Origin of the sequence: Parvibaculum sp. (assembly GCF_019635935.1) — a bacterium.
GTDB lineage: Bacteria > Pseudomonadota > Alphaproteobacteria > Parvibaculales > Parvibaculaceae > Parvibaculum.
The window spans coordinates 1854636-1878601 of record NZ_JAHBYN010000001.1 but is presented as its reverse complement, the minus strand read 5'-3'; the positions used below and the strand labels follow the sequence as shown (position 1 = coordinate 1878601).

The window sequence follows — 23966 nt, the reverse complement described above, 5'->3', positions numbered from 1 at the left end:
GATAGGTCGGGCTTTCGCACACAGGCGAGTCACGATGCGGTGAGGCAACAAAAAAGGGCGCTCCGGGGAGCGCCCTTTTCGCTGGTTGATTTGCCGGCTAGGCCGCGAGGTTCCGCAAGACGTAGGGCAGGATGCCGCCATTTTCGTAGTATTCGACTTCGTCCTGCGTATCGATGCGGCAGAGAAGCTCGATCGTCTGTTTCGCACCGTCCTTGAAGGCGATGACCGCCTTCACCTTGGTGCGAGGCTTCACATGGGCAAGACCTTCGATCGAGACGGTTTCCGAACCGTCGAGGCCGAGCGATTGCCAGCTCATGTCGCCGAGGAACTGCAGCGGCGCAACGCCCATGCCGACCAGGTTCGAACGGTGGATGCGCTCGAAGCTCTGGGCGACGACGGCCTTGACGCCGAGCAGCATCGTGCCCTTTGCCGCCCAGTCGCGGCTCGAGCCCGTGCCGTATTCCTTGCCGGCGAAGATGACGAGCGGCATGCCGCGGCGCTTGTATTCCATCGCCGCGTCGTAGATCGGCATTTCGACGCCTTCGGGCTGCAGCCTGGTCAGGCCGCCTTCGATCCCCTTCAGCATCTGGTTCTTGATGCGGATATTGGCGAAGGTGCCGCGCATCATCACTTCGTGATTGCCGCGCCGGGCGCCATAGGAATTGAAGTCCTGCGCACCGACCTGCTTGGAATTCAGGTAGGCGCCGGCCGGGCTCTTCACCTTGATGTTGCCGGCGGGCGAGATGTGGTCGGTGGTGATCGAGTCGGCGAAGAGGCCGAGGATCCGTGCATCGGTCACATCGGACAGCGGCGCGGGTTCGGGCTGCAGGCCGACGAAGTAGGGCGGGTTCTGCACATAGGTCGACGCGCCGTCCCAGTCATAGGTGAGGCCGCCTGTCACCTTGATGCTCTGCCAGTCGGCATCGCCGTCGAAGACATTGGCGTAGCGCTTGCGGAACATGTCGCGCGTCACGCAGGTGCGCACCGTCTCGGCGACGTCTTTCGCCGAAGGCCAGATGTCTTTCAGATAGACCGGCTGCCCGTCCGAGCCGGTGCCGAGCGGTTCGGTCGTCAGGTCGATCTGCGTCGAACCGGCCAGCGCATAGGCGACGACCAGCGGCGGCGAGGCCAGATAGTTCGCCTTCACGTCCGGCGAGACGCGGCCCTCGAAGTTGCGGTTGCCCGACAGCACCGAGGAGGCCACGAGATCGTGCTGGTTGATCGCCTGACTGATCTCGGTCGGCAGCGGCCCGGAATTGCCGATGCAGGTCGTGCAGCCATAGCCGACGAGATCGAAGCCCATCGCATTGAGGTCGTCCTGCAGGCCCGACTTGGTCAGATAGTCGGTGACGACCTGCGAACCGGGCGCCAGCGAGGTCTTCACCCACGGCTTCACCTTGAGGCCTCTCTTGCGCGCGTTGCGGGCAACGAGGCCGGCGGCCACCAGCACACTCGGATTCGAGGTGTTGGTGCAGGAGGTGATGGCGGCGATGACGACGTCGCCGTGACCGAGATCGAAATCGCGGCCCTCGACCGGCACGCGCGCCTTCGACTGGCCGGGCTTGCCGAACTCGCCGCCGAGCGCGCCGAGGAAGTTGGTCTTGACGTCGGTCAGCGAGACGCGGTCTTGCGGGCGCTTCGGACCGGCCAGGCTCGGCACGACCGTCGAAAGGTCGAGCGCCAGCGTGTCGGTGAAGACGGGGTCGGCCATGCCCTTTTCGCGGAACATGCCTTGCGCCTTGGCATACGCCTCGACCAGTGCGACGCGCTCGTCCGAACGGCCGGTGGCGCGGAGATATTTCAGCGTTTCGCCGTCCACCGGGAAGAAGCCGCAGGTGGCGCCATATTCGGGCGCCATGTTGGCGATCGTCGCGCGGTCTTCGAGCGCGAGATGGTCGAGGCCGGGTCCGTAATATTCGACGAACTTTCCGACCACGCCCTTCTTGCGCAGCATTTCGGTGACGGTCAGCACCATGTCGGTTGCGGTCACGCCGTCGTTCAGCTTGCCGGTCAGACGGAAGCCGATGACTTCGGGGATCAGCATGGACACCGGCTGGCCGAGCATCGCGGCTTCGGCCTCGATGCCGCCAACGCCCCAGCCGAGAACCGCAAGGCCGTTCACCATCGTGGTGTGGCTGTCGGTGCCGACGCAGGTGTCGGGATAGGCGACCTCTTCCTTGCCGTCCTTTTTCGTCCAGACGGTCTGTGCCAGATATTCGAGATTGACCTGATGGCAGATGCCGGTTCCCGGCGGCACGACGCGGAAATTGTCGAAGGCCTTGGAGCCCCAGCGCAGGAACTCGTAGCGCTCGCGGTTGCGTTGATATTCGATGTCGGTGTTTTCCTTGAAGGCCGTCGGCGTGCCAAATTTGTCGACCATCACCGAATGGTCGATGACGAGATCGACGGGCACCAGCGGATTGATCTTCTTCGGATTGCCGCCGAGATTCTTCACCGCGTCGCGCATCGCCGCGAGGTCGACGACGGCGGGTACGCCGGTGAAGTCCTGCATCAGCACGCGGGCCGGTCGATAGGCGATTTCGCGATCGGAGGTGCGCGTTTTCAGCCATGTCTTCACGGCCTTGACGTCATCCGCCGTCACGGTGCGGCCGTCCTCGAAGCGCAGCAGGTTTTCGAGCAGCACCTTCATCGAGAAGGGCAGGCGCGAAATGCCGTCGAGGCCGTTCTTCTCGGCATGGGGAAGGCTGAAATAGGTGTAGCTGCGCTTGCCGACCTTCAGCACTTTGCGGGCGCCGAAGCTGTTGCCGGGCGCTGATTTTTTGGCGACTGACTTTTTCGGTGCTGCCCGCTTCGCCGGTTTCGCCTTCGCGACCGTCTTTTTCTTCGGCGCGGCTTTGGCGACAGGCTTTGATTTGGCCGACGCCTTCTTCTTCAAGGAGGACTTTTTCGGCGCCGCCTTCTTCGCGGGCTTGGCTTTCGCCGCTGATTTCTTTTTCGGCGCCGCCTTCTTCGCCGCGGGCTTGGCTTTCGCGGCGGCTTTTTTCTTCGGTGTTACCTTCTTGACGGTTTTCTTTGCCGCGCGCTTGGCCTTCTGAGCAAGCTTCCGCGTGGCGGGCGTTGCGCGCTTCACGGCCTTGCGCGCGGCCTTCACGGCTTTTTTCGCGGCCTTTTTCGGCGTGGCGCTTTTGGGGGCCGATTTCTTTTTCTTCGGCGATGCCTTGGTCCGCTTCGGCGCTGCCTTTTTGGGCGCAGCCTTTGCCTTGGTCACCTTCTTTGCGGCGGTTTTCTTCACCGGCTTTTTCGCCGGCGCCTTCTTTGTCGCCTTTGCTTTCGCCTTGGGGGACTTGCTGGATTTCGCGGGGGCCTTCTTCGCCATCTGTATTGGTCCTCGATGCTGCGCCGGTTCAGGCGGGAAAAGGGCGGGGGTGCTGGCGCCGCCCGCGCGGGGAAACCGCGCGTGCGTCAAAACCGATTTCGCCGCCGCTTTTGTGCCTGGAACCTATATGCTTGTCGCGGCGGACTATAATGACTTTCATCCGGATTGACCATGCTCGGCCGTGTGCTTAAGCCATGATAACCGGCGTTGAAACGGAATAGCGGGAGGGCGTGTGTGACAGAGGTCATCGTCGAGAAAAACGGTCCGGTGACGACCGTGATCCTCAACCGTCCGCATGCGAAGAACGCGGTCGATCGCGCGGCCGCCGAGCGGCTTGCAGCCGCCTTCCTCGAATTCGAGCGGGACGAGACGGCGCTTGTCGCCGTGTTCTGCGGTGCGGAACAAACCTTCTGCGCGGGCGCCGATCTCAAGGCCGTCTCGACGGGGGGCGGCAATCGCGTTGTGCCGCCCGCGACCGGCGCCGGTTTCAGCCGCCTTGCCGATGACGGGCCGATGGGTCCGTCGCGAATGATTCTCAACAAACCGGTTATCGGCGCCATTGCCGGCTATGCGGTGGCTGGCGGGCTCGAGCTCGCGCTCTGGTGCGACATGCGCGTGGTGGAAGAAGACGCGGTGATGGGTGTTTTCTGCCGGCGCTGGGGTGTGCCGCTGATCGATGGCGGAACGATCCGCCTGCCGCGTCTGATCGGCCACGCCCGCGCGATTGACCTGATCCTGACCGGACGCGGCGTCGGCGCCGAGGAGGCGTTGCAGATGGGGCTTGCCAATCGTGTCGTGCCGAAGGGCCGGGCGCGCGCGGAGGCCGAACAGCTGGCGCTCGAGATTTCGCGTTTTCCGCAGCTCTGCCTGCGCAATGACCGTATGTCGGCCTATGAGCAATGGGATCTTCCCTACGATCTCGCCTTTGCCAACGAGTTCGAGCACGGGCGCAAGGTGCTGGCGTCCGGCGAAACGCAAAAAGGGGCGGCCCGCTTCGCGGCCGGCAAGGGACGGGGCGGAAGTTTTGACGACATCTGACTTGCGGCTCACGGCATCGAACCTTGCCTGCGTGCGAGGCGGCCGGATCGTTTTTGAGGGCCTGTCCTTTTCAGTCGCGGCGGGCGCGGCGCTGGTGCTGACCGGGCCCAACGGCAGCGGCAAGTCGAGCCTGCTCCGGCAGGCCGCCGGTCTGCTCGATATTGCGTCGGGCACGTTTGCGCTGGAAGGCGGCGATCCCGAGCTGACGCTGGCCGAACAGGCACATTATCTCGGCCATCTCGATGCATTGAAGCCGGCGATGACGGTTGTCGAGACGTTGCGTTTCTGGGCGGCGTGGCTGGGGGGCGACGCGGCTGCAAATGTTCCGGCCGCGCTCGAGAGCATGGGGCTCGCGCCACTTGCCGATCTTCCGGTCGGCTATCTGTCGGCCGGACAAAAGCGCCGGCTGGCGCTGGCGCGTTTCGTCGCGACGCCGCGCCCGATCTGGCTGCTCGACGAACCGACGGTTGCGCTCGATGCCGCAAGCATCGAACGGCTCGGCGCCGTCATGCGGGCGCATCTTGCCGGTGGCGGCATCATTGTCGGCGCCACGCATCTCGATCTCGGACTTGCCGGGGCGCAGACGCTGCGTCTCGGGGCGGAGGCGGCAGCATGACCCGCGCCTTTTTCGCCCTGATCGGCCGCGACCTCCGGCTTGCCGCGCGCATCGGCGGCGGTGGTGGCATGGCGGTGTTCTTTTTTCTGGTCGTCGTTGCGGTGGTGCCGCTCGGCGTCGGCCCCGATCTCAACCTCCTCGCGCGGATTGCGCCGGGCATGTTGTGGGTGGCGTTGCTGCTCTCGTCCCTGCTGACGCTCGACCGGCTCTTCCAGGCGGATTACGAGGACGGGTCGCTCGATCTGCTGGCGATGGGGCGGCTGCCGCTGGAACTCGTCGCGGCCGCCAAGGCGACCGGCCATTTCCTGACGACCGGATTGCCGCTGGTCGTCGCGGCGCCGCTGCTCGGGCTGATGCTCAATCTGGAGGTCTCGGCGTTTCCGGCGCTGATGCTTGCGATGCTTGCCGGTGCGCCCGCCTTGAGTTTTCTCGGCATCATCGGCGCCGGCCTGACGGTCGGCATCCGGCGCGGTGGCCTGCTCGCCTCGCTGCTGGTGCTGCCCTTCTATATTCCCGTGCTGATTTTCGGCGTCGCGGCGGCGCGGGCGGCGCTTTTCGGCTTCCCGGACGGCGTCGCCGGGCAGAGCCTGACGTTGCTTTGCGCCGTTGCGCTGGCAAGCCTCGTTCTCGGACCGGTTGCGGCGGCGGCGGCATTGCGCGCCAATCTCCGTTGATACGCGGCAAAATGGCAGGCGCCCGCACCTTGCCCTCATCGGAGGCAACACGCTAAATGAGCCCCATGACAAGCCTTTCGGCCTCGCAGCGGCTTCAGGCCTTCGCCAATCCGGCGCGCTTCATGGCGCTGTCGGCGCGGCTGCTTGCGCCATTATGGGTGGTTTCGCTCGGGCTTCTCTGCATTGGCCTTTACTACGCACTCGTCGCCTCGCCGCCGGATTATCAGCAAGGCGAAACGGTGCGCATCATGTATGTGCATGTGCCGTCGGCGTGGCTTGCGATGTTCGGCTATTCGCTGATGGCGGCCGCCTCCGCCGTGGCACTGATCTTTCGCCATCCGCTGGCCGATCTCTGTGCGAAATCCGCCGCGCCCATCGGTGCCGCCTTCACCTTCCTTGCGCTGGTTACCGGCGCGTTGTGGGGCAAGCCGATGTGGGGCGCCTGGTGGGTGTGGGACGCGCGGCTGACATCTGTGCTGATCCTGTTTTTTCTCTATCTCGGCTACATGGCGCTCTGGGCGGCCATCGAAGAGCCGGCGCGCGCGGCGCGCGCGGCCGCGGTGCTGGCGCTGGTCGGCGCGATCAATGTGCCGATCATTCGCTACTCGGTCGTCTGGTGGAACACGCTGCATCAACCGGCCTCCGTGTTCCGCATGGACGGACCGACGATTGCGCCGGAAATGCTGTTGCCTCTGGCGCTGATGGCGCTCGGTTTCACGTTCTTCTTCGTGACGCTGCTGCTTGTGCGCATGCGGGCGGAGATATTGCGTCATCGCGTGCGGACGTTGCGGCTGGCCCGCGCCGCCGCAGGCGCGGAGGATTGAACTGTGGAAGAATTTTTCCATATGGGCGGTTATGCGGCCTATGTCTGGACGGTCTATGCGCTTGGGGTTGTCGTGCCGCTGGCGCTTGCTGTCCACAGCATCGCCGACTACCGGCGGCAGGCGCGGCTGGTCGAGGCACTTGAAGGCGAGGCTGGCGGGCGCGTCCGCCGCGCCGCGCGTCCGGAACAGGACCGGTGAAAGTGCCGTTCAGACTTGCAGCCCTGGTGCCCGTCGCCATCTTTCTGCTGCTTGCCGGATTTTTCTTCGTCGCGATTTATCGCGGCGATCCCTCGCGCGTTCCATCGGCGCTGATCGGGCGTTATGTGCCCGAGTTCGAGCTTCCGCCGGTTCCGGGGCTCGACATGCCGGGTCTCGCAACGGCCGATTTCGGCGCGGGTACGCCGGTCATCGTCAATGTCTGGGGCTCGTGGTGCATTCCCTGCCGGACCGAAATGCCGTTGCTGGTCGAACTTCGACGGCTTGCCGATGTGCCGCTCTACGGCATCAATTACAAGGACGACCCCGCGGCCGCGCGTCGTTTTCTCGCCGAGTTCGGCAATCCCTTCGATCGCATCGGTCGCGATGCGGCGGGGCGGGCTTCGATCGAATGGGGCGTTTACGGCGTGCCGGAGACTTATGTCGTCGACGGCAATGGGCGCATCGCGCTCAAGCATGTCGGCGAAGTGACGCCCGAGGCGATTGCCGGGGAGATCTTACCTGCGTTGCGGGCGGCACGGCATGCCGCACCGCCCGGCAACTGAGGTTCAGCTCTTCTTGCGGCGGGCGGCCGGCTTTTTTGCCGCCGTCTTTCGGGCGGGCTTGCGGGTGGCGCGCTTTGCCGGCTTCTTCGGCTCCGCTTCTTCCGCTTTCATGCCTTCGATGGCGCTGTTGAGGTGGCCGAGCGCCTTCAACAGATCCGACTGCACGGATTTCGGCAGCGCTTCGAGCAGCGCCCTCTCGGCGGCGAGCGCCTTGGGCATCGCGCCTTTCAGCGCGCGGCGGCCGGCGGCGGTAAGGCGGACGGCGTTGGCGCGCGCGTCTTCGGCGGTGCGGCGGCGGGCAAGAAGACCGTTCTTGATCATGCGGCTGATCATGTCGGCCAGCGTCGAACGGTCGATGCCGGTGCGGTTGACGAGATCGGTCTGGCTCAGGCCTTCTTCTTCCTCGACCGCAAACAGCACGATGAACTGACGCGGCGTCAGCGCGTTTCCGCCCATCTGCTGAACGAACTGGTCGTAGGCGAATTGCTGCGCGCGACGCAGCAGATGGCTCAATGAGCTCTCGAGATCGAAACTTCCGGTCGACTTTCTGGCTGCCATTCGTCTGTCCTCTGGTGTCCTGTGGAGCTATTCGATACGCGTGTATCCGAATATCGGGGGGTTGAATTTCGCGGGTTCCGGTCCTTGCGGAATTTTTCCGGGCGGGATGTTTCCGGTCGGACGGGTCTCCCGCCGCATGGAGAAAACGGTTCGGGCGCGCCGCCCGCTGCTTTGTGGCATTGCCGGGCGCGCCGCACTATCTTCATATGCACCCGCAAGGCCCTGTCTTGCAAGAGGAACCGGGCCATGAAAAAAGAAGAAAATTCGAAAACGGCGATAGGTCTGTGCGCGGACGGTCGGCGCCGTCCGCGGTCTGGCGGAGCGACAGGTTTCGAAAATTTTCCACCCGAATGGCGGGCGCGGGCCCAACAAAGCTTACTTCCGTAGGCGGATCAAAGAGTTGCAATATGACGAATTTGACGAAAATGGGCGGTTCGGACAGCGTCCCGGCGCCGCGAGAACCCGGCGCCGAACACGATCCGGCATTCAGCCGCCGCGTACCAACCGGGGACAATTTGCCGCGCGATATCTGCGACCGCTGCGGCTTCATCCATTATGTGAACCCGAAGGTAGTGGTCGGCTCGGTTGTGTCGTTTGAAGGCCGCATCCTGATGTGCCGCCGCGCCATCGAGCCACGCAAAGGCTTCTGGACGCTGCCCGCCGGATTTATGGAACAAGGTGAAACGGCGGAGGAAGGTGCGCGGCGCGAGGCGCGGGAAGAGGCCAATGCGGAGATCGTGCTGAAGGATCTGCTCGCCGTCTATTCGATCCCGCGCATCGCGCAGGTGCAGTTGATGTACCGCGCCGAGCTTGCCGACCCGTCCTTTTCGGCGGGCGAGGAAAGCCTGGAGGTCGCGCTCTTCTCCTGGGACGAAATTCCGTGGGAAGAACTTGCTTTCCCCAGCGTCCACTGGGCGTTGACGCAATACCGGTCGATCGAAGGTCAGCCCTCGATCATGCCATTCTCCAATCCGGAAGGCGAAACGGGGAATCTGTTTCCGCGGCGGCCCCGCTAGCGCAGCGGCGCCATTCGCGGCATTCTCTCGCCATAAAACCGGGGCGCGGAACACGGGATCGGGGCATGGCTGAAGCGGCGGCGGGTAACGGGCGTATGACGCGCGAGGAGCGGCGGGTGATTTTCGCCTCGTCGCTCGGAACGGTTTTCGAGTGGTACGATTTCTACCTCTACGGATCGCTCGCCGCGATCATCTCGGTGCAGTTCTTTTCGGGCGTCAACCCGACGGCGGGCTTCATCTTCGCGCTGCTGGCCTTTGCCGCCGGCTTTGCCGTCAGGCCCTTCGGCGCCATTTTCTTCGGGCGGCTCGGCGACCTCGTCGGCCGTAAGTACACGTTTCTGATCACGATCGTCATCATGGGCGTGGCGACGTTCATCGTCGGCCTGCTGCCCAATTATGCGACGATCGGCTTTGCCGCGCCGGCGATCCTGATCGGGCTGCGCCTGCTGCAGGGGCTGGCGCTTGGCGGGGAATATGGCGGGGCGGCGATCTATGTCGCCGAGCATGCGCCGCATGCGAAGCGCGGAAGCTATACGGCATGGATCCAGACGACGGCGACGCTCGGGCTCTTCCTGTCGCTGCTTGTCATCCTCACCTGCCGCCTGTCGATGGACAAGGAAAGCTTCGAAAGCTGGGGCTGGCGCATTCCTTTCCTGCTGTCGATCGTGCTTCTCGGCATTTCGGTCTGGATCCGGCTGAAGCTCAACGAGTCGCCGCTGTTCCAGAAGATGAAGGAAGAGGGCACATTGTCGAAAGCGCCGCTGAAGGAGAGCTTCGGCGAGTGGCGCAACCTGAAGATTGTGCTGATCGCACTGATCGGCCTGACCGCCGGGCAGGCAGTCGTCTGGTACACGGGCCAGTTCTACGCGCTGTTCTTCCTGACGCAGGTGCTGAAGGTCGATGGACAGATGGCCAACATCCTGATCGGCGTGGCGCTGTTGCTCGGTGTGCCGTTCTTCGTCGTTTTCGGCGCGTTGTCCGACCGTATCGGACGCAAGCCGATCATCATGGCGGGCTGCCTGCTGGCTGCGTTGACGTACTTCCCGCTCTTCTCCGCTTTGACATACTTCGCCAACCCGGCGCTTGAGGAAGCGCAACGCATGTCGCCGGTCGTCACCGTCGCCGATGCGCGCGAATGTTCGTTCCAGTTCAACCCCGTCGGCACCGCCGCCTTCACGACCTCCTGCGATGTCGCGAAAAGCGCGCTGGCCCGGCGCGGCATACCCTACAGCAACAGACGCGCCGAGGCCGGCGCGACAGCCTATATCGCGGTCGGCGACATTCATGTCGCCTCGTTCGATGCGACGGGCGATGAAGACGGCTCGGCCCGGGCGGCATTCGATGCGGCTTTGTCGGATGCGCTGGCGCAAGCCGGCTACCCGGCGTCCGCCGATCCCGACGCCATCAACACACCAATGGTCGTGCTGGTTCTCTTCGTGCTGGTTCTTTATGTGACGATGGTTTACGGCCCCATCGCCGCGATGCTGGTGGAACTTTTCCCGACGCGCATTCGCTACACGTCGCTGTCGCTCCCCTATCACGTCGGCAATGGATGGTTCGGTGGCTTTCTGCCGACGGTCGCCTTTGCCATCGTCGCGGCGAGCGGCAACATCTATTCGGGGCTCTGGTATCCGGTCATCATCGCAGCGATCACATTTGTCGTCGGCATGATCTTCGTGCCGGAAACGAAAGACCGCAGCATTCACCCGTGAGAAGGATTATTCGGCGGGCTGCGCATCCGGGTCGGGTCCGCGCGCATATTTGGTCAGTACCGGTATTTGCGCCATGCCGAAGACCAGCGTCATCGGCATCACGCCGAAGAGTTTGAAGCTGACCCAGAAGTCGGTCGAGAAATTGCGCCAGACCACTTCGTTGACCAGCCCAAGAAAAATAAAGAACAGGCCCCAGCGTACCGTCAGCACCATCCAGCCCTTGTCGGTGAGGTCGAAGGCGCCGTCGAAAAGCTGCTTCATCACCGGCCGGCCCATCGCGGCGGCGCCAAGCAGGGCGGCCGCGAACAGCGCGTTGACGATGGTCGGCTTCAGCTTGATGAATTCGTCATCCTGCAGCCACAGCGTCAATGCGCCGAACACCATGATGAAGATGCCCGAAACCAGCGGCATGGTCGGTACGCGGCGGAACTTCACGTAGGAATAGGAGAGCGAGATCACGGTCGCGACCATGAAGGCGCCGGTCGCGTAGAAGATATTCTGCGCTTCGGGATTGCCGAAGACCCGGTCGGCCTGCGCGTTCATCAGGAAGAAGACCACCAACGGCCCGAGCTCGATCGCCATGCGGGTCCATTGCGAGGCCGACATGCCCGCATGTGTTTTTTCAGTGCTGGTATCGCTCATCTTCCGTCCGTTCGCGGCCGTTTTTTGCCGACGGTTCTATTTACGCATGAGAAGCGCTGCCGGATCAACTTGCGCCGGTGATGGCCTTCGCAAAGGCTTCCGCATCGAAATCCTGCAGGTCGTCGATCCCCTCGCCGATACCGACCAGATGCACGGGCAGGCCGAAGCGTTTTGCGATGGCGACCAAAATGCCGCCCCGCGCCGTGCCGTCGAGCTTGGTCATCACGAGGCCGGTGACGCCGGCCGTCTGCCCGAAGATTTCGACCTGATTGAGCGCGTTCTGGCCGGTCGTCGCATCGAGCACCAGCAGCGTCGCATGCGGGCATTCCGGATCGAGCTTCCGCATCACGCGGATCACCTTTTCGAGCTCGGCCATCAGATCGGCCTTGTTCTGCAGGCGCCCGGCCGTGTCGATCATCAACACGTCGGTGCCCTCTTCCTTCGCGCGGGCCAGCGCTTCATAGGCAAGGCCCGCCGCATCGCCGCCGATCTTCGTCGAACAAACCGGCGCGCCGATGCGCGTTCCCCAGACTTTCAACTGCTCGACGGCGGCGGCGCGGAAGGTGTCGCCCGCCGCCAGCATCACCGACTTGCCTTCGGCCTTCAACTTCGCCCCGATCTTGCCGATGGTCGTCGTCTTGCCGGCGCCGTTGACGCCCGCCATCAGGATCACGAAGGGCTTCTTCGTCGTATCGATCGCCAGCGGCCTTTCGACCGGCTTCAGCACTTGCGCAATTTCATCGGCGACGAGGCGGCGGATTTCCTCCGGCGTGATTTCCTTGTCGTGACGATCCTTGCCGACGGCCTCCGCGATGGCGGCGGCCGCGTCGAGGCCGAGATCGGCGGCGATCAGCAGTTCCTCAAGCTCGTCCAGCGTTGCGGCGTCGAGCTTTCTTTTCGTGAAGATGCCGGTGATGCCGTCGGAGAGCGTTCGCGTCGAGCGCGCGAGCCCTTCCTTCATGCGCCGGAAGAGGGACTTCTTCTTTTCGCCTGTCTCTGTGCCGGTGTCGCTTTCGCTCATGCGGGTTCGCTCATGCGGTCTGGAAGCAGGACGCGAGGTTGCGCCTGATGCGCGCCAGCGGCGCTTCGCCTTGCGGCGGGAACTCGAATTTTCGTCCCGTGATCGTCTCGAAGGCGCGAATATAGACGGCCGCCGTTTCCAGCACGAGGTCTTCGGGAATTTCCGGAATCGGGTCGTTATAGGGATCGCAACGCGCGGCGACCCAGTTGCGCACGAAATCCTTGTCGAAACTCTCCGGCGGCTCGCCCGCCGCCAGCCGTGCTTCATAGCTCTTCGCGAGCCAATAGCGGCTGCTGTCGGGCGTGTGGATTTCATCGGCCAGCACGATGCGGCCATCCGCGTCGGTGCCGAACTCATATTTGGTGTCGACCAGGATCAGCCCGCGCGTCGCCGCGATCTCTCGCCCGCGGGCGAACAGTGCCAGCGCATAGTCCGACAATGTCTGCCATTGCGCGGCCGTTAGAAGCCCCTTGCCGACAATCTCCTCCGGCGTCAGCGGCTCGTCATGCGCGCCGTCGAAGGCCTTGCTGGTCGGCGTGATGATCGTTTGCGGCAGCTTTGCGTTGGCGCGCAACCCGTCCGGCAAGGTTACGCCGTACATTTCCCGCTTGCCCGCTTTGTAGAGCGTCAGCACCGAGGTGCCGGTGCTGCCGGCCAGATAGTCGCGCACGACAATCTCGACCGGCAGGATGTCGAGACGTTTGCCGATCACGACATTCGGATCGGGGTAGTCGAGGACATGGTTGGGGCAAATGTCGGCGGTCGCCTCGAACCAGAAGCGCGCCGTCTGCGTCAGCACCTGACCCTTGTAGGGGATCGCCGCCAGAATCCGGTCGAAGGCGCTCAGGCGGTCGCTGGCGACAATGATCCGCCGCCCGTCGGGCAGATCGTAATTGTCGCGCACCTTGCCGCGATAATGGTTCGGCAGTTCCGGGATCGTCGCATCGGCCAATATCTGGTCCGCCGCGCCCCGCGATTTCAATGTCTCGATGTCCATCAATCCACTTTCGCCGCCGCGCTTCACGCCGCGCGCAACCCTTCGAAGCTTTGCCCGTCATGGGCGGCAAGGCGCAACGGCAATATTTCGCCGGCTGTCGCGGCGCTGTCGGCAAGACGCACCGGCGTGAACTGGTGGGTGCGGCCGGTCGTCGGCGTCTCCATCAGCACCGGTTTCGTCGCGCCGAGGCCGGTGTCGAGATGCGCGCGAACGCGGGCGGCGCCTTTGATGCGCAATTGCTCGGCGCGTGCCTTTGCCACTTCGCGGGAAACCTGCGGCATCTTCGCGGCAGGCGTGCCGGGGCGCGGACTGAAGGGGAAAACATGCAGCCATGTCAGTCCGCATTCGTCGACGAGGCGCATCGTGTTTGCAAACATCCCGTCCGTTTCGGTCGGGAAGCCGGCGATGAAGTCGGCGCCGAAGACGATGTCGGGGCGCAACCGCCGCGCCTCGCCGCAGAAGCGGATCGAATCGTCGCGCAGATGACGGCGCTTCATCCGCTTCAGGATCATGTCATCGCCCGATTGCAGCGAAAGATGCAGATGCGGCATCAGCCGCTCTTCGTCGGCGATCAGGCGCATCAGGTCGTCGTCGGCCTCGATCGAGTCGATTGAAGACAGACGCAGGCGTTCGAGTTCCGGCACCAGCTTCAGGATGCGCCGCGCCAGATTGCCGAGGCTCGGGCGTCCCGGCAGGTCGCCGCCATAGGAGGTGATGTCGACGCCGGTCAGCACGACTTCGCGGTAGCCGTTCTCGACGAGCTTTCGGACTTCGGCGACAATCTCGCCCGCGGCGACGCTGCGCGAGGGTCCGCGGCCGTAAGGAATGATGCAGAAGGTGCAGCGATGGTCGCAGCCGTTCTGCACCTGCACGAAAGCGCGCGCCCGGCCTTCGAGCCCGCCGATCAGGTGCCCGGCGGTTTCGGTCACCGACATGATGTCGTTGACGCGGATGCGTTCATTGGCATGTAGCGCCAGCGCCGGTTGCCAGCTTGCCGCGTTCATCTTTTCCGCATTGCCAATCACCAGATCGACTTCGGGCATTTCGGCAAACTGATCCGGGTTCACCTGTGCGGCGCAGCCGGTGACGATGATGCGCGCATCGGGGTTTTCGCGGCGCGCCTTGCGGATCGCTTGCCGCGCCTGCCGTTCGGCTTCGGCCGTCACCGCGCAGGTGTTGAAAACGATGGCGCCTTCCAGCCCTGCAGCATCGGCATGGCCGCGCATCACTTCCGACTCGTAGGCGTTGAGGCGGCAACCGAAGGTGACGATGTCGGTGCGCTTCGTCATGCGGCCACACCCGAAAGCAGGCGCGGGTCCAGCGTCCCTTCACGGTCGAGCATCGCATCGCCCGTCATCAGGATATGGCCATAGCCCTTGTCGGTGTCGGGCAGCCATTCGACGGTCAGGTCGCCGCCCGGCAACGACACCGTGATCTTGCGTTCGGTCTTGCGGCGGCGCACGGCGGCAACGGTTGCCGCGCAGGCGGCCGTGCCGCAGGCGCGTGTCAGGCCGGCGCCGCGTTCCCAGGTGCGCAAGCGGATATGGGTCGGCGACAGCACCTGCGCGACCGAGATGTTGGCGCGTTCGGGAAAAAGTGGATGATTTTCGAGCATCGGCCCCGACCGCGCGAGGTCGATCGCGTCGACATCCTCGACGAAGAAGATCGCATGCGGATTGCCGACATTGACGACGCCCGGCGAATGCATGATCGGCGCGCCGAGCGGTCCGATCTCGAGTTCGATAGCGCGCGTATCCTGAAATTCCTCCGACAGCGGGATCTCGTCCCACTTCAGGCGCGGCGCGCCCATGTCAACGGTGATCCGGTCGTCCCCGGCGCGTGTCGCGACCGTGTCGCCGGCCGGCGTTTCGATGATTACCGCGTCCTTGCCGGTCTCGTCGAGAATGAGCCTGCCGATGCAGCGTGCCGCGTTGCCGCAGGCTTCCACGGCGCCGCCATCGCTGTTGCGGATGCCCATGAAGGCGTCGCCGCCATGGCGGGGATGTTCGATGGTGATGAGCTGGTCGCAGCCGATGCCGGTTTCGCGGTCGGCAATGGCGCGCGCGATCTGATCCGTCAGCACCAATGGCTCGCGGCGCAGGTCCAGCACGACGAAGTCGTTGCCGAGCCCGTTCATCTTCAGGAAATGATGCGTCATGCCGGTCATAATGTCCGGATATATGGCGCTTTTTGTCCTCTTATGCCAGTAGATTGGGGAAAGAAGCGGCGAGGGAGGGGCGGATGCTTTGGGTTATGGGGATCGCGGCGGGACTGGCCCTGCTGGCGGCGGCCGCCGTCTTTTTCCGCTATCGCACATTCTTCGACGATCCCGCCGCCCGGCGCGTCCGTTCGGTTGCCGGCGATGTCGGCGCGAAGCGGATTCTCGCCGTTTTCGCCCATCCCGACGACGAGCAGCTCATCAACGGGCTCCTCACCTCGGCCAAGGCGGAGGGCGCCTATCTCTCCATGGTGACGGCCACGCCCGGCGATGCCGGCACCCAGTCGCCGGTTGTCTGCCGCCAGTCCGAGCTCGGCATCATCCGCAAGGCGGAGGCGCTGAAAAACGGCTTTGCGCTCGGCATCGACGATCAGGAAGTCTGGGACTACCCCGATGGCGGTTTGCCGGATATTCCGGCCGATGAACTCATTGCCCGTGTCGCCGATGCCATCAAGCGCTACCGGCCCGATCTCGTCGTCGCCTTCTGGCCCGCCAGCGGGGCGACCGGCCACAAGGATCACATGCGCATGGGGCTTGTTGCCGAGCAGGCGATCGAGCGGTTGCGGGCGGATGGCGGCGCGGCGCCGCGCTTCGTTGCCTATCCGCTGATCCCCCGGCGCTCGCTGCTGAAGCTTGGCCGCCGGACGGGCAAATTCGTCGCCGAGAACCAGCCGCTTCCCACCCATTCGACGCCCGGCAACATGGCCTCGAAGGTGCGCGGCTGGCAAATTCATGCTGCCCAGGCCAACTACGTGGCGAAGGCCTACAAGATGCCGACGCGGCTTCTCTACATGATCTGGGACAAGGAGTTCTACGCGGTGCGCGATCTGGAGACCGGCCAATGGAAAAACTGATCCCGCTCGCGGCGGAAGTCGCGGAACGGCTCAAAAAGCGCGGCGAAACCCTCGCCCTGTCGGAGAGCTCGATGGGCGGCCTCGTCTCGGCGGCGCTGGTCGCGCAGCCCGGCGCCTCGGCCTTTTATCTCGGGAGCACCGTCATCTATACGCGCGGCGCAGCCAGGGCGCTTTACGACCTCAAGGGTCCGCCGGCGCCCGACCTCAAGCCGCTGACGGAGCCCTATGTGGCGGCAATGGCGGAGGTGGCGAGGCAGAAGCTCGGATCGACATGGGCGCTGGCTGAAATGGGGGCCTCCGGTCCCTCCGGCTCGCCCTACGGTCCGCCGCCGGGCACGGCCGTGATCGGCCTTGCCGGTCCGCGCCCCGCCGCGATCACGGTCAGCACCGGCTCGGCCGACCGCGCCGCCAATATGCGGGCTTTTGGCGCTGCGGCGCTCCAGTTGCTGCTGAAATCGTTGACTTGAGGACCTTCGCCCCCTAGGTTCCGGCCAGATTTTCGGGACATTGTTGCGCCCCGACCCGCCCGAGGCATGGAGCCCGGGTCAACTTCCGCCGGCGATGTTCGCTCGCGGAAGCGATTTTGCTTTGTGCGACAAGGACTTGACCTAGAAGTGTTCGAGAACCTGACAGGCCGCTTCGGCGATGTTCTTTCCAAGCTCAAGGGCCGCGGCGCCCTGAGCGAGAAGGATGTCGACGAAGCCATGCGCGAGGTGCGGCGGGCGCTGCTCGAGGCCGATGTCGCGCTCCCGGTCGCCAAGTCTTTCGTCGACAAGGTGCGCGCCCGCGCCGTCGGCCAGGAAGTGCTGAAGTCGGTCACGCCCGGCCAGCAGGTCATCAAGATCGTTCACGACGAGCTGGTCGAGATGCTGGGCGGCACCGAGGCCGACACTGCGATCTCGCTGCGCGCCGCCGCGCCTGTCGTCATCATGATGGTGGGCTTGCAGGGCTCGGGCAAAACCACCTCGACCGCCAAGATCGCCAAACGCATGAGCGAGCGCGACAAGCGCCGCGTGCTGATGGCCTCGCTCGACACGCGCCGCCCGGCCGCGCAGGAGCAGTTGAAAATCCTCGGCGAGCAGACCGGCGTTTCGACGCTCCCCATTGTCGCCGGCCAGCAGCCGGTGCAGATCGCGAAGCGTGCCATGGAAGCGGCGCGTCTCGGCGGCTACGACGTGCTGATGCTCGACACGGCCGGCCGCATTCATGTCGACGAGGATCTGATGGCCGAGGTCGCGCAGGTGCGCGACGCGACCGATCCGCACGAAACGCTGCTCGTCGCCGACAGCCTGACCGGTCAGGACGCGGTCAATGTCGCCGAATCCTTCAAGGCCCGCGTCGGCGTCACCGGCATCGTTCTGACGCGCGTCGACGGCGACGGACGCGGCGGCGCGGCGCTTTCGATGCGCGCCGTCACCGGCGTTCCGATCAAGGTGCTGGGCACCGGCGAAAAAATGGACGCGCTGGAAGATTTCCGCGCCGACCGTGTCGCCGGCCGCATTCTCGGCATGGGCGATGTCGTCAGCCTCGTTGAAAAAGCCGCCGAGACCATCGATGCCGACAAGGCCAACAAGATGGCCGAGAAAATGCGGAAGGGTCAGTTCGACCTCGACGACATGGCCGAACAGCTTGCACAGATGAAACGCATGGGCGGCATGAAGGGCGTACTCGGCATGCTGCCCGGTGTCGGCAAGGCGCAGATGCAGGCCGCCAACGCGCATATGGACGACGGTGTCGTCAAGCGTCAGGCGGCGATCATTTCGTCGATGACGAAAGACGAACGGCGCAATCCGAAAGTGCTCAACGCCAGCCGCAAGAAGCGCATCGCGCGCGGCTCCGGCACCGAGGTGCAGGAGATCAACCGCCTGTTGAAGCTGCATCGCCAGATGGCCGACATGATGAAGGCGATGGGTCGCCAGAAGGGCGGCATGTTGTCGAAACTCTTCGGCGGCGGCGCGCCGGAAATGCCGCCCGAAATGGCGTCGGATCCGAAGGCGCTCGAAAAGTTGTTGCCGCCGGGCGGCGGGTTGCCGCGCGGTCTTGGCGGCATGAGCGGTTTGCCGGGGCTTCCCGGCACGGGTTTCGGGGGCGGCCTTCCGGGCCTGCCGCCGGGAAAGAAAAAGAAATAGAGCCGGTGCGCATCGCGCATCGGTTTGTGTACGGACGAAATATTAATCCCGGCGCATTACGCGCCGGCTACCTGAAAGGCAAGACAAGATGGCTCTGAAAATCAGGCTCGCCCGCGGCGGTGCCAAGAAGCGTCCCTTCTACCGCGTCGTCGTCGCCGACACGCGCTCGCCCCGCGACGGCCGCTTCATCGAAAAGATCGGCACGTTCAATCCGCTGCTGCCGAAGGACAACAAGGACCGCCTGGTGCTCGACATCGAGCGCGCCAAGCATTGGCTGGGTCACGGCGCGCTGCCGACCGACCGCGTCGCGCGCTTCCTCGACGAGGCGGGCGCATATACGCGCAAGGCGCGCAACAACCCGGAAAAGTCGAAGCCCAAGGCGAAGGCGCAGGAGCGTCTCGAAGCGGCGCGCATCGCGGCCGAAGAGGCCGCCGAAGCCGCCAAGGCGCCGGCCGAAGAGCCTGCCGCCGAAGCACCGGCCGAAGGCGAGGCGCCTGCCGAAGAGGCGCAGGCCTAACCGGCTTTGCAGCGCGCGCCGATGGTCGAGGCTTCGCAACGCAAAGTCTGTCTCGGCGTCGTTGTCGGCGCGCATGGCGTGCGCGGTCTTGTCCGCGTCAAGCCGTTCACCGAGGCGCCGGAAGGCGTCGCGGCTTACGGTCCGGTCGAAACGGCCGACGGCGCGCGGCACTTCGCGATCGAGGCGAAGGGCATGGTCAAGGAACTGGTGCTGTGCCGGCTCGGCGGCATCGACGACCGCGACGCGGCCGAGGTGCTTCGCGGCACCGAGCTTTATGTGCCGCGCGACAGGCTGCCGCCGGCGGGCGATGACGAGGGCTGGTATCACGCCGATCTCGTCGGGCTTCGTGCCGTCGGCGTAGGTGACCACGATTACGGCACGGTCGCCGGCGTACATAATTTCGGCGCCGGCGATCTTCTCGAGATTGCGCCTGCGGATGGCGGGGCGACGGTACTGATGGGCTTCACCGAGGCCAATGTGCTGCAAGTCGATATTGCCGGTGGGCGCATCGTCATCGATCCGCCGCTCGGCACGTTCGATGGCGGCGGCGAGGAGCCCGATGGTGCGTGACGCCTGGACCGCAACCGTGCTGACGCTCTTCCCGGAGATGTTTCCGGGGCCGCTCGGCCTGTCGCTTGCGGGCCGGGCGCTTGAAACCGGTCGCTGGCGGCTTGAGGCGGTCGATATTCGCGACTTTGCGGTCGACCGGCACCGCTCGGTCGACGACACGCCGTCGGGCGGTGGGCCCGGCATGGTGATGCGGGCCGATGTGATGGCGGCGGCGATCGATGCGGTCCACCCGGCGGGCGACCCGCGGCCGCTGATCTATCTCAGCCCGCGCGGGCGGCCGCTCCGTCAGGCGCGGGTCCGGGAACTGGCGGCGGGGCCCGGCGTGGCGCTGATTTGCGGGCGCTTCGAGGGGCTCGACCAGCGGGTCATCGAGGCCCGGGCCATCGAGGAGGTCAGCCTCGGCGATTTCGTCCTTTCCGGGGGCGAACCGGCGGCCATCGCGCTGATCGACGCGGTTGTCCGCCTGCTGCCGGGGGTTATGGGCAAGGACGCCTCGGGGACCGAGGAAAGCTTCGAAAGCGGGCTTCTGGAGTACCCGCACTATACAAGGCCGCAGATCTTCGAGGGCCGTGAGATTCCGCCGGTTTTGACCTCCGGCGACCACAAAAAGGTCAAGGCCTGGCGCCGTGCCGAGGCCGAAAGGACGACGCGGGAAAGACGGCCCGATCTTTGGGACGATTTTCTGCGGAAGAAACCCTGATGGCAGTCGCCACGGGGCATAATTTGTGTTACGGAAGCGCGCTTCCGGGCCGGGATTGTCCCTTTTGCAGCCCGAACGCCTTCATATCCGAGGTTTGAGACCATGAATATCATCGAGCAGCTCGATCAGGAGCAGATGGCCACGCTTTCGAGCGGCAAGACCATCCCCGACTTTGCCCCCGGCGATACGCTGCAGGTCAATGTGAAGGTGGTCGAAGGCACGCGCGAGCGCCTGCAGGCCTATGAAGGCGTCTGCATCGGCCGCGCCGGCGGCGGCATCAACCAGAACTTCACCGTCCGCAAGATTTCCTACGGCGAGGGCGTCGAGCGCGTGTTCCCGCTTTACGGGCCGCTGGTCGACTCGATCAAGGTCGTGCGCAAGGGCCGTGTGCGCCGGGCGAAGCTTTATTACCTGCGGGGCTTGCGCGGCAAGGCTGCCCGAATTACCGAGAAACAGGACCACAAGACCCGCAGCCAGGAAAACGGCGCCGCCTGATTTATTCCGCTAACCCGCGGAAACCGTATCGAAAAGCGGGCAGGGCGCCTGAAGGCCCCGGCCCGTTTTTGTTATGGGCTACACTGAACAAAAATTCCGAACGACGAGGAAAGCGAAATGTCGCCCCGCACCATGTACGACAAGATCTGGGATGCGCATCTGGTCGAGATGGCCGAAGACGGCACGGGCCTTCTCTATATCGACCGGCATCTCGTGCATGAAGTGACGAGCCCGCAGGCCTTCGAGGGTCTGCGCATGGCGAAGCGCGCCGTTCATGCGCCGCGAAAGACGCTGGCCGTCGCCGACCACAACGTGCCGACGACCGACCGTTCCAAGGGCATTGCGGATGAGGAAAGCCGCATCCAGGTCGAGACGCTCGAACATAATGCGAAGGATTTCGGCGTCGAATATCTCGAAATGTCCGACATCCGTCAGGGCATCGTGCATATCGTCGGGCCGGAACAGGGCTTTACGCTGCCCGGCACCACGATCGTCTGCGGCGACAGCCACACCTCGACGCATGGCGCCTTCGGCGCGCTCGCGCATGGCATCGGCACGTCCGAGGTCGAGCATGTGCTCGCGACGCAGACGTTGATCCAGTCCAAAGCCAAAAACATGCGCATCAATGTGGTGGGCAAGGCGCCGGCGGGCTTCACCGCCAAGGACATCGTGCTTGCGATCATCGGCGAGATCGGGACCGCTGGCGGCACCGGCTATGTCATCGAATATGCGGGCGAGGCGATCCGCGATCTTTCGATGGAAGGCCGCATGACCGTCTGCAACATGACGATCGAGGGCGGTGCGCGCGCCGGCCTGATTGCGCCCGACGAAAAAACCTATGCCTATCTCGAAACCCGCCCGCGCGCGCCCAGAGGCAAGGCGTGGGAGATGGCGGTCGAATACTGGAAGACGCTGCCGTCCGACGAAGGCGCGAAGTTCGACAAGGAAATCACCATCGACATCGCCAACCTGCCGCCGCTGATCACCTGGGGCACGAGCCCGGAAAACGTCATCAAGATCACGGATCGCATTCCCGATCCGAAGGATGTGCACGACGAAGCCCATGCGACGTCGATGCGCCGCGCGCTCGACTATATGGGGCTCACGCCCGGCACGCCGATTGTCGACGTCAAGATCGACCGCGTCTTCATCGGTTCCTGCACCAATGGCCGCATCGAAGATTTGCGCGCCGCCGCCGCCATTGCTGAAAAGGCGATCAAGGCCGGCCGCAAGGTCGCGCCGACGGTCAATGCGATGGTCGTGCCCGGTTCCGGCCTTGTGAAAGAACAGGCGGAGAAGGAAGGTCTCGACAAGATTTTTCTCGAAGCGGGCTTCGAATGGCGCGAGCCCGGCTGCTCGATGTGCCTTGCGATGAACGCCGACAAGCTCGCGCCCGGCGAACGCTGCGCCTCGACGTCGAACCGCAATTTCGAGGGCCGTCAGGGCCGCGGCGGCCGCACGCATCTCGTCTCGCCGGCGATGGCGGCGGCGGCGGCGTTCGCGGGCCATTTCGTCGATGTGAGGGAATTCTGATGGACAAGTTCAACAAGCTGACGGGCGTTGCGGCGCCGCTGCCGATCATCAATGTCGATACCGACATGATCATCCCGAAGCAGTTCCTGAAGACGATCAAGCGCACGGGGCTCGGCAAGAACCTGTTCGACGAGATGCGTTATGACGATGACGGGAAAGAAGTGCCGGATTTCGTGCTGAATCAGCCGGCCTACCGCAACGCGCAGATACTTGTGACCGGCGAGAATTTCGGCTGCGGTTCGTCGCGCGAACACGCGCCCTGGGCGCTCTTGGATTTCGGCATCCGCTGCGTCATCGCCACGAGCTTCGCCGACATCTTCTACAACAACTGCTTCCAGAACGGCATCCTGCCCATCGTGCTTCCGCAATCGGAAGTCGACAAGCTGATGGACGACGCGGAGCGCGGGAGCAATGCCGTCGTCACTGTCGATCTCGAAGCACAGGAAATTCGCGGCCCCGATGGCGGCGTCATCCAGTTCGACATCGACCCCTTCCGCAAACATTGCCTGCTGAACGGTCTCGACGGCGTCGGCCTGACGCTGCAAAAAGTCGAGACGATCGCCGGTTTCGAAAAGAAACTCGAAGCCGAGCAGCCCTGGCTCTGACACCCGAAACGAAGAAAAATAAATGACAAAGAATATTCTCATCGTCGCCGGCGACGGCATCGGCCCGGAAGTCATGGGCGAAGTCGAGCGCGTGATCCAGTGGTTCAACGACAACCGCAAGTTCGACGCGAAGATCGAAAACGAGCTTGTCGGCGGCTGCTGCTATGACGCGCATGGCGTCGCTGTCACCGACGAAACGGTCGAAAAGGCGAAGCGCGCCGACGCCGTCATGCTCGGCGCGGTCGGCGGGCCGAAATGGGATAATGTGCCGTATGAAGGCCGCCCGGAAGCGGGCCTGCTGCGGTTGCGCAAGGATCTCGAACTCTTCGCAAACCTGCGCCCCGCGCTCTGCTTCGCGGCGCTGGCGGATGCGTCGTCGCTGAAGCGCGAGATCGTCGAAGGCCTCGACATCATGATCGTGCGCGAACTCACCGGCGGCGTCTATTTCGGCGAGCCGAAGGAAATCACCGATCTCGGAAACGGCGAGCGCCGCGGCGTCGACACGCAGGTCTATACGACGAACGAAATTCGGCGCATCGCCGAAGTCGCCTTCGATCTCGCGCGCAAGCGCGGCAACCGCGTCATGTCGGTCGAGAAGCGCAATGTGATGAAGTCGGGCGTGCTCTGGTACGAGGAAGTCTCGAAGCTTCACAAGGAGAAGTTCGCCGACGTCAAGCTCGAGCATATGCTGGCCGACAATTGCGCGATGCAGCTGGTGCGCAACCCGAAGCAGTTCGACGTGATCGTCACCGACAATCTTTTTGGCGACGTGCTTTCCGACATCGCCTCGATGCTGACGGGCTCGCTCGGCATGCTGCCCTCGGCGTCGCTCGGCGCAAAGGATGCGTCCGGCAAGGCCTGCGCGATGTACGAGCCGGTGCACGGCTCCGCGCCCGACATTGCCGGCACGGGCGCGGCTAACCCGATTGCGTCGATCCTCTCTTTCGCGATGGCGCTGCGCTACACGTTCGAACTCGGGCCCGATGCCGACCTCCTCGAAAAAGCGGTCGACACCGTGCTCGCCGACGGGCTTCGCACCGGCGACATCATGCAGCCCGGCATGAAAAAAGTCGGCACCAGGGAAATGGGCGACGCGATCCTCGCGGCGCTCGCCAAACTGAACGGATAAAATTGCCGGCCGCTTGACCC

Annotated in this window: 26 protein-coding genes and 1 pseudogene; 20 read left to right on the top strand and 7 right to left on the bottom strand. The window is 64.4% G+C overall.

All coding sequences use genetic code 11. From position 1 onward, the window contains the following. Positions 1–97: 97 nt before the first annotated feature. On the bottom strand, positions 98–2743 hold the full coding sequence (acnA, locus tag KF719_RS09370) for an aconitate hydratase AcnA (RefSeq protein WP_293508452.1): 2646 nt from the start codon (positions 2741–2743) through the stop codon (positions 98–100). On the opposite strand from acnA, the gene KF719_RS09365 reads away from it, so the two are divergent. From KF719_RS09365 to KF719_RS09330, 8 genes are all read left to right on the top strand, one after another. After that, on the top strand, positions 2727–3056 hold the full coding sequence (locus KF719_RS09365) for a hypothetical protein (RefSeq protein WP_293508451.1): 330 nt from the start codon (positions 2727–2729) through the stop codon (positions 3054–3056). The genes acnA and KF719_RS09365 overlap by 17 nt on opposite strands. A 12-nt stretch (positions 3057–3068) precedes the next feature. Then, on the top strand, positions 3069–3506 hold the full coding sequence (locus KF719_RS09360; protein ID WP_293508450.1) for a hypothetical protein: 438 nt from the start codon (positions 3069–3071) through the stop codon (positions 3504–3506). Between the two features lie 65 nt (positions 3507–3571). Further along, complete coding sequence (locus tag KF719_RS09355; RefSeq protein WP_293508449.1) at positions 3572–4375, top strand: crotonase/enoyl-CoA hydratase family protein; 804 nt, start codon at positions 3572–3574, stop codon at positions 4373–4375. A gap of 1 nt (position 4376) precedes the next feature. Continuing rightward, complete coding sequence (gene ccmA, locus KF719_RS09350; RefSeq protein ID WP_293510621.1) at positions 4377–4991, top strand: heme ABC exporter ATP-binding protein CcmA; 615 nt, start codon at positions 4377–4379, stop codon at positions 4989–4991. Beyond that, the gene (gene ccmB, locus KF719_RS09345; protein WP_293508448.1) at positions 4988–5665 is read left to right on the top strand and encodes a heme exporter protein CcmB; all 678 of its coding nucleotides are present in this window, start codon (positions 4988–4990) and stop codon (positions 5663–5665) included. Before ccmA ends, ccmB begins: the two co-directional genes overlap by 4 nt. Before the next feature lie 56 nt (positions 5666–5721). Continuing rightward, complete coding sequence (locus KF719_RS09340) at positions 5722–6489, top strand: heme ABC transporter permease (protein WP_293508447.1); 768 nt, start codon at positions 5722–5724, stop codon at positions 6487–6489. A 3-nt stretch (positions 6490–6492) separates the two neighbouring features. Continuing rightward, a complete protein-coding gene (gene ccmD / locus KF719_RS09335; RefSeq protein WP_293508446.1) occupies positions 6493–6687 on the top strand; it encodes a heme exporter protein CcmD in 195 nt (64 codons plus the stop codon). After that, positions 6684–7250, top strand: coding sequence for a DsbE family thiol:disulfide interchange protein (locus tag KF719_RS09330; RefSeq protein ID WP_293508445.1), 567 nt, complete (start codon positions 6684–6686; stop codon positions 7248–7250). Before ccmD ends, KF719_RS09330 begins: the two co-directional genes overlap by 4 nt. A 3-nt stretch (positions 7251–7253) precedes the next feature. Here the strand turns inward: KF719_RS09330 and KF719_RS09325 are convergent, their stop codons facing one another. After that, positions 7254–7808, bottom strand: a complete 555-nt coding sequence (locus tag KF719_RS09325; RefSeq protein WP_293508444.1) for a MarR family winged helix-turn-helix transcriptional regulator — start codon at positions 7806–7808, stop codon at positions 7254–7256. Between the two features lie 407 nt (positions 7809–8215). Here KF719_RS09325 and KF719_RS09320 point away from each other — a divergent pair, with 407 nt between their 5' ends. Further along, complete coding sequence (locus KF719_RS09320; protein ID WP_293508443.1) at positions 8216–8824, top strand: NUDIX hydrolase; 609 nt, start codon at positions 8216–8218, stop codon at positions 8822–8824. 65 nt (positions 8825–8889) lie between these two features. Next, complete coding sequence (locus KF719_RS09315; protein WP_293508442.1) at positions 8890–10536, top strand: MFS transporter; 1647 nt, start codon at positions 8890–8892, stop codon at positions 10534–10536. Positions 10537–10542: 6 nt separating this feature from the next. Here the strand turns inward: KF719_RS09315 and KF719_RS09310 are convergent, their stop codons facing one another. The 5 genes and pseudogenes from KF719_RS09310 to dapF form a co-directional block, all read right to left on the bottom strand. Beyond that, positions 10543–11178, bottom strand: coding sequence for a septation protein A (locus KF719_RS09310; protein ID WP_293508441.1), 636 nt, complete (start codon positions 11176–11178; stop codon positions 10543–10545). Between the two features lie 64 nt (positions 11179–11242). Further along, positions 11243–12181, bottom strand: a pseudogene (ftsY, locus tag KF719_RS09305) (signal recognition particle-docking protein FtsY); the annotation flags it as partial. Between the two features lie 28 nt (positions 12182–12209). Next, complete coding sequence (locus tag KF719_RS09300) at positions 12210–13196, bottom strand: phosphoribosylaminoimidazolesuccinocarboxamide synthase (protein ID WP_293508440.1); 987 nt, start codon at positions 13194–13196, stop codon at positions 12210–12212. A 23-nt stretch (positions 13197–13219) separates the two neighbouring features. Next, complete coding sequence (mtaB, locus tag KF719_RS09295; protein ID WP_293508439.1) at positions 13220–14485, bottom strand: tRNA (N(6)-L-threonylcarbamoyladenosine(37)-C(2))-methylthiotransferase MtaB; 1266 nt, start codon at positions 14483–14485, stop codon at positions 13220–13222. Further along, entirely contained in the window at positions 14482–15354 is an 873-nt protein-coding gene (gene dapF / locus KF719_RS09290) for a diaminopimelate epimerase (RefSeq protein WP_363318012.1), read from the bottom strand. Before dapF ends, mtaB begins: the two co-directional genes overlap by 4 nt. A gap of 83 nt (positions 15355–15437) precedes the next feature. On the opposite strand from dapF, the gene KF719_RS09285 reads away from it, so the two are divergent. The 10 genes from KF719_RS09285 (at position 15438) to leuB (ending at position 23946) form a co-directional block, all read left to right on the top strand. Next, on the top strand, positions 15438–16268 hold the full coding sequence (locus KF719_RS09285; protein WP_293508437.1) for a PIG-L family deacetylase: 831 nt from the start codon (positions 15438–15440) through the stop codon (positions 16266–16268). Further along, positions 16256–16735 carry a CinA family protein gene (locus KF719_RS09280; protein WP_293508436.1) on the top strand — a complete coding sequence of 160 codons (480 nt, stop codon included), beginning with the start codon at positions 16256–16258 and terminating at the stop codon, positions 16733–16735. The genes KF719_RS09285 and KF719_RS09280 overlap by 13 nt, the downstream gene beginning before the upstream one ends. Positions 16736–16882: 147 nt before the next feature. Beyond that, on the top strand, positions 16883–18397 hold the full coding sequence (gene ffh, locus KF719_RS09275; RefSeq protein WP_293508435.1) for a signal recognition particle protein: 1515 nt from the start codon (positions 16883–16885) through the stop codon (positions 18395–18397). Between the two features lie 88 nt (positions 18398–18485). Then, positions 18486–18914, top strand: a complete 429-nt coding sequence (gene rpsP, locus KF719_RS09270; RefSeq protein ID WP_293508434.1) for a 30S ribosomal protein S16 — start codon at positions 18486–18488, stop codon at positions 18912–18914. A gap of 21 nt (positions 18915–18935) precedes the next feature. Then, on the top strand, positions 18936–19484 hold the full coding sequence (gene rimM / locus KF719_RS09265; RefSeq protein WP_293508433.1) for a ribosome maturation factor RimM: 549 nt from the start codon (positions 18936–18938) through the stop codon (positions 19482–19484). After that, positions 19474–20184: a tRNA (guanosine(37)-N1)-methyltransferase TrmD gene (gene trmD, locus KF719_RS09260; RefSeq protein WP_293508432.1), complete on the top strand. Its 711-nt coding sequence runs from the start codon at positions 19474–19476 to the stop codon at positions 20182–20184. Before rimM ends, trmD begins: the two co-directional genes overlap by 11 nt. A gap of 102 nt (positions 20185–20286) precedes the next feature. Then, the gene (gene rplS / locus KF719_RS09255) at positions 20287–20679 is read left to right on the top strand and encodes a 50S ribosomal protein L19 (protein ID WP_293508431.1); all 393 of its coding nucleotides are present in this window, start codon (positions 20287–20289) and stop codon (positions 20677–20679) included. 117 nt (positions 20680–20796) lie between these two features. After that, positions 20797–22212, top strand: coding sequence for a 3-isopropylmalate dehydratase large subunit (gene leuC, locus KF719_RS09250; RefSeq protein WP_293508430.1), 1416 nt, complete (start codon positions 20797–20799; stop codon positions 22210–22212). Then, positions 22212–22817, top strand: coding sequence for a 3-isopropylmalate dehydratase small subunit (gene leuD / locus KF719_RS09245; protein ID WP_293508429.1), 606 nt, complete (start codon positions 22212–22214; stop codon positions 22815–22817). The genes leuC and leuD overlap by 1 nt, the downstream gene beginning before the upstream one ends. A 22-nt stretch (positions 22818–22839) precedes the next feature. Continuing rightward, a complete protein-coding gene (leuB, locus tag KF719_RS09240; RefSeq protein ID WP_293508428.1) occupies positions 22840–23946 on the top strand; it encodes a 3-isopropylmalate dehydrogenase in 1107 nt (368 codons plus the stop codon). Positions 23947–23966: the final 20 nt, after the last annotated feature.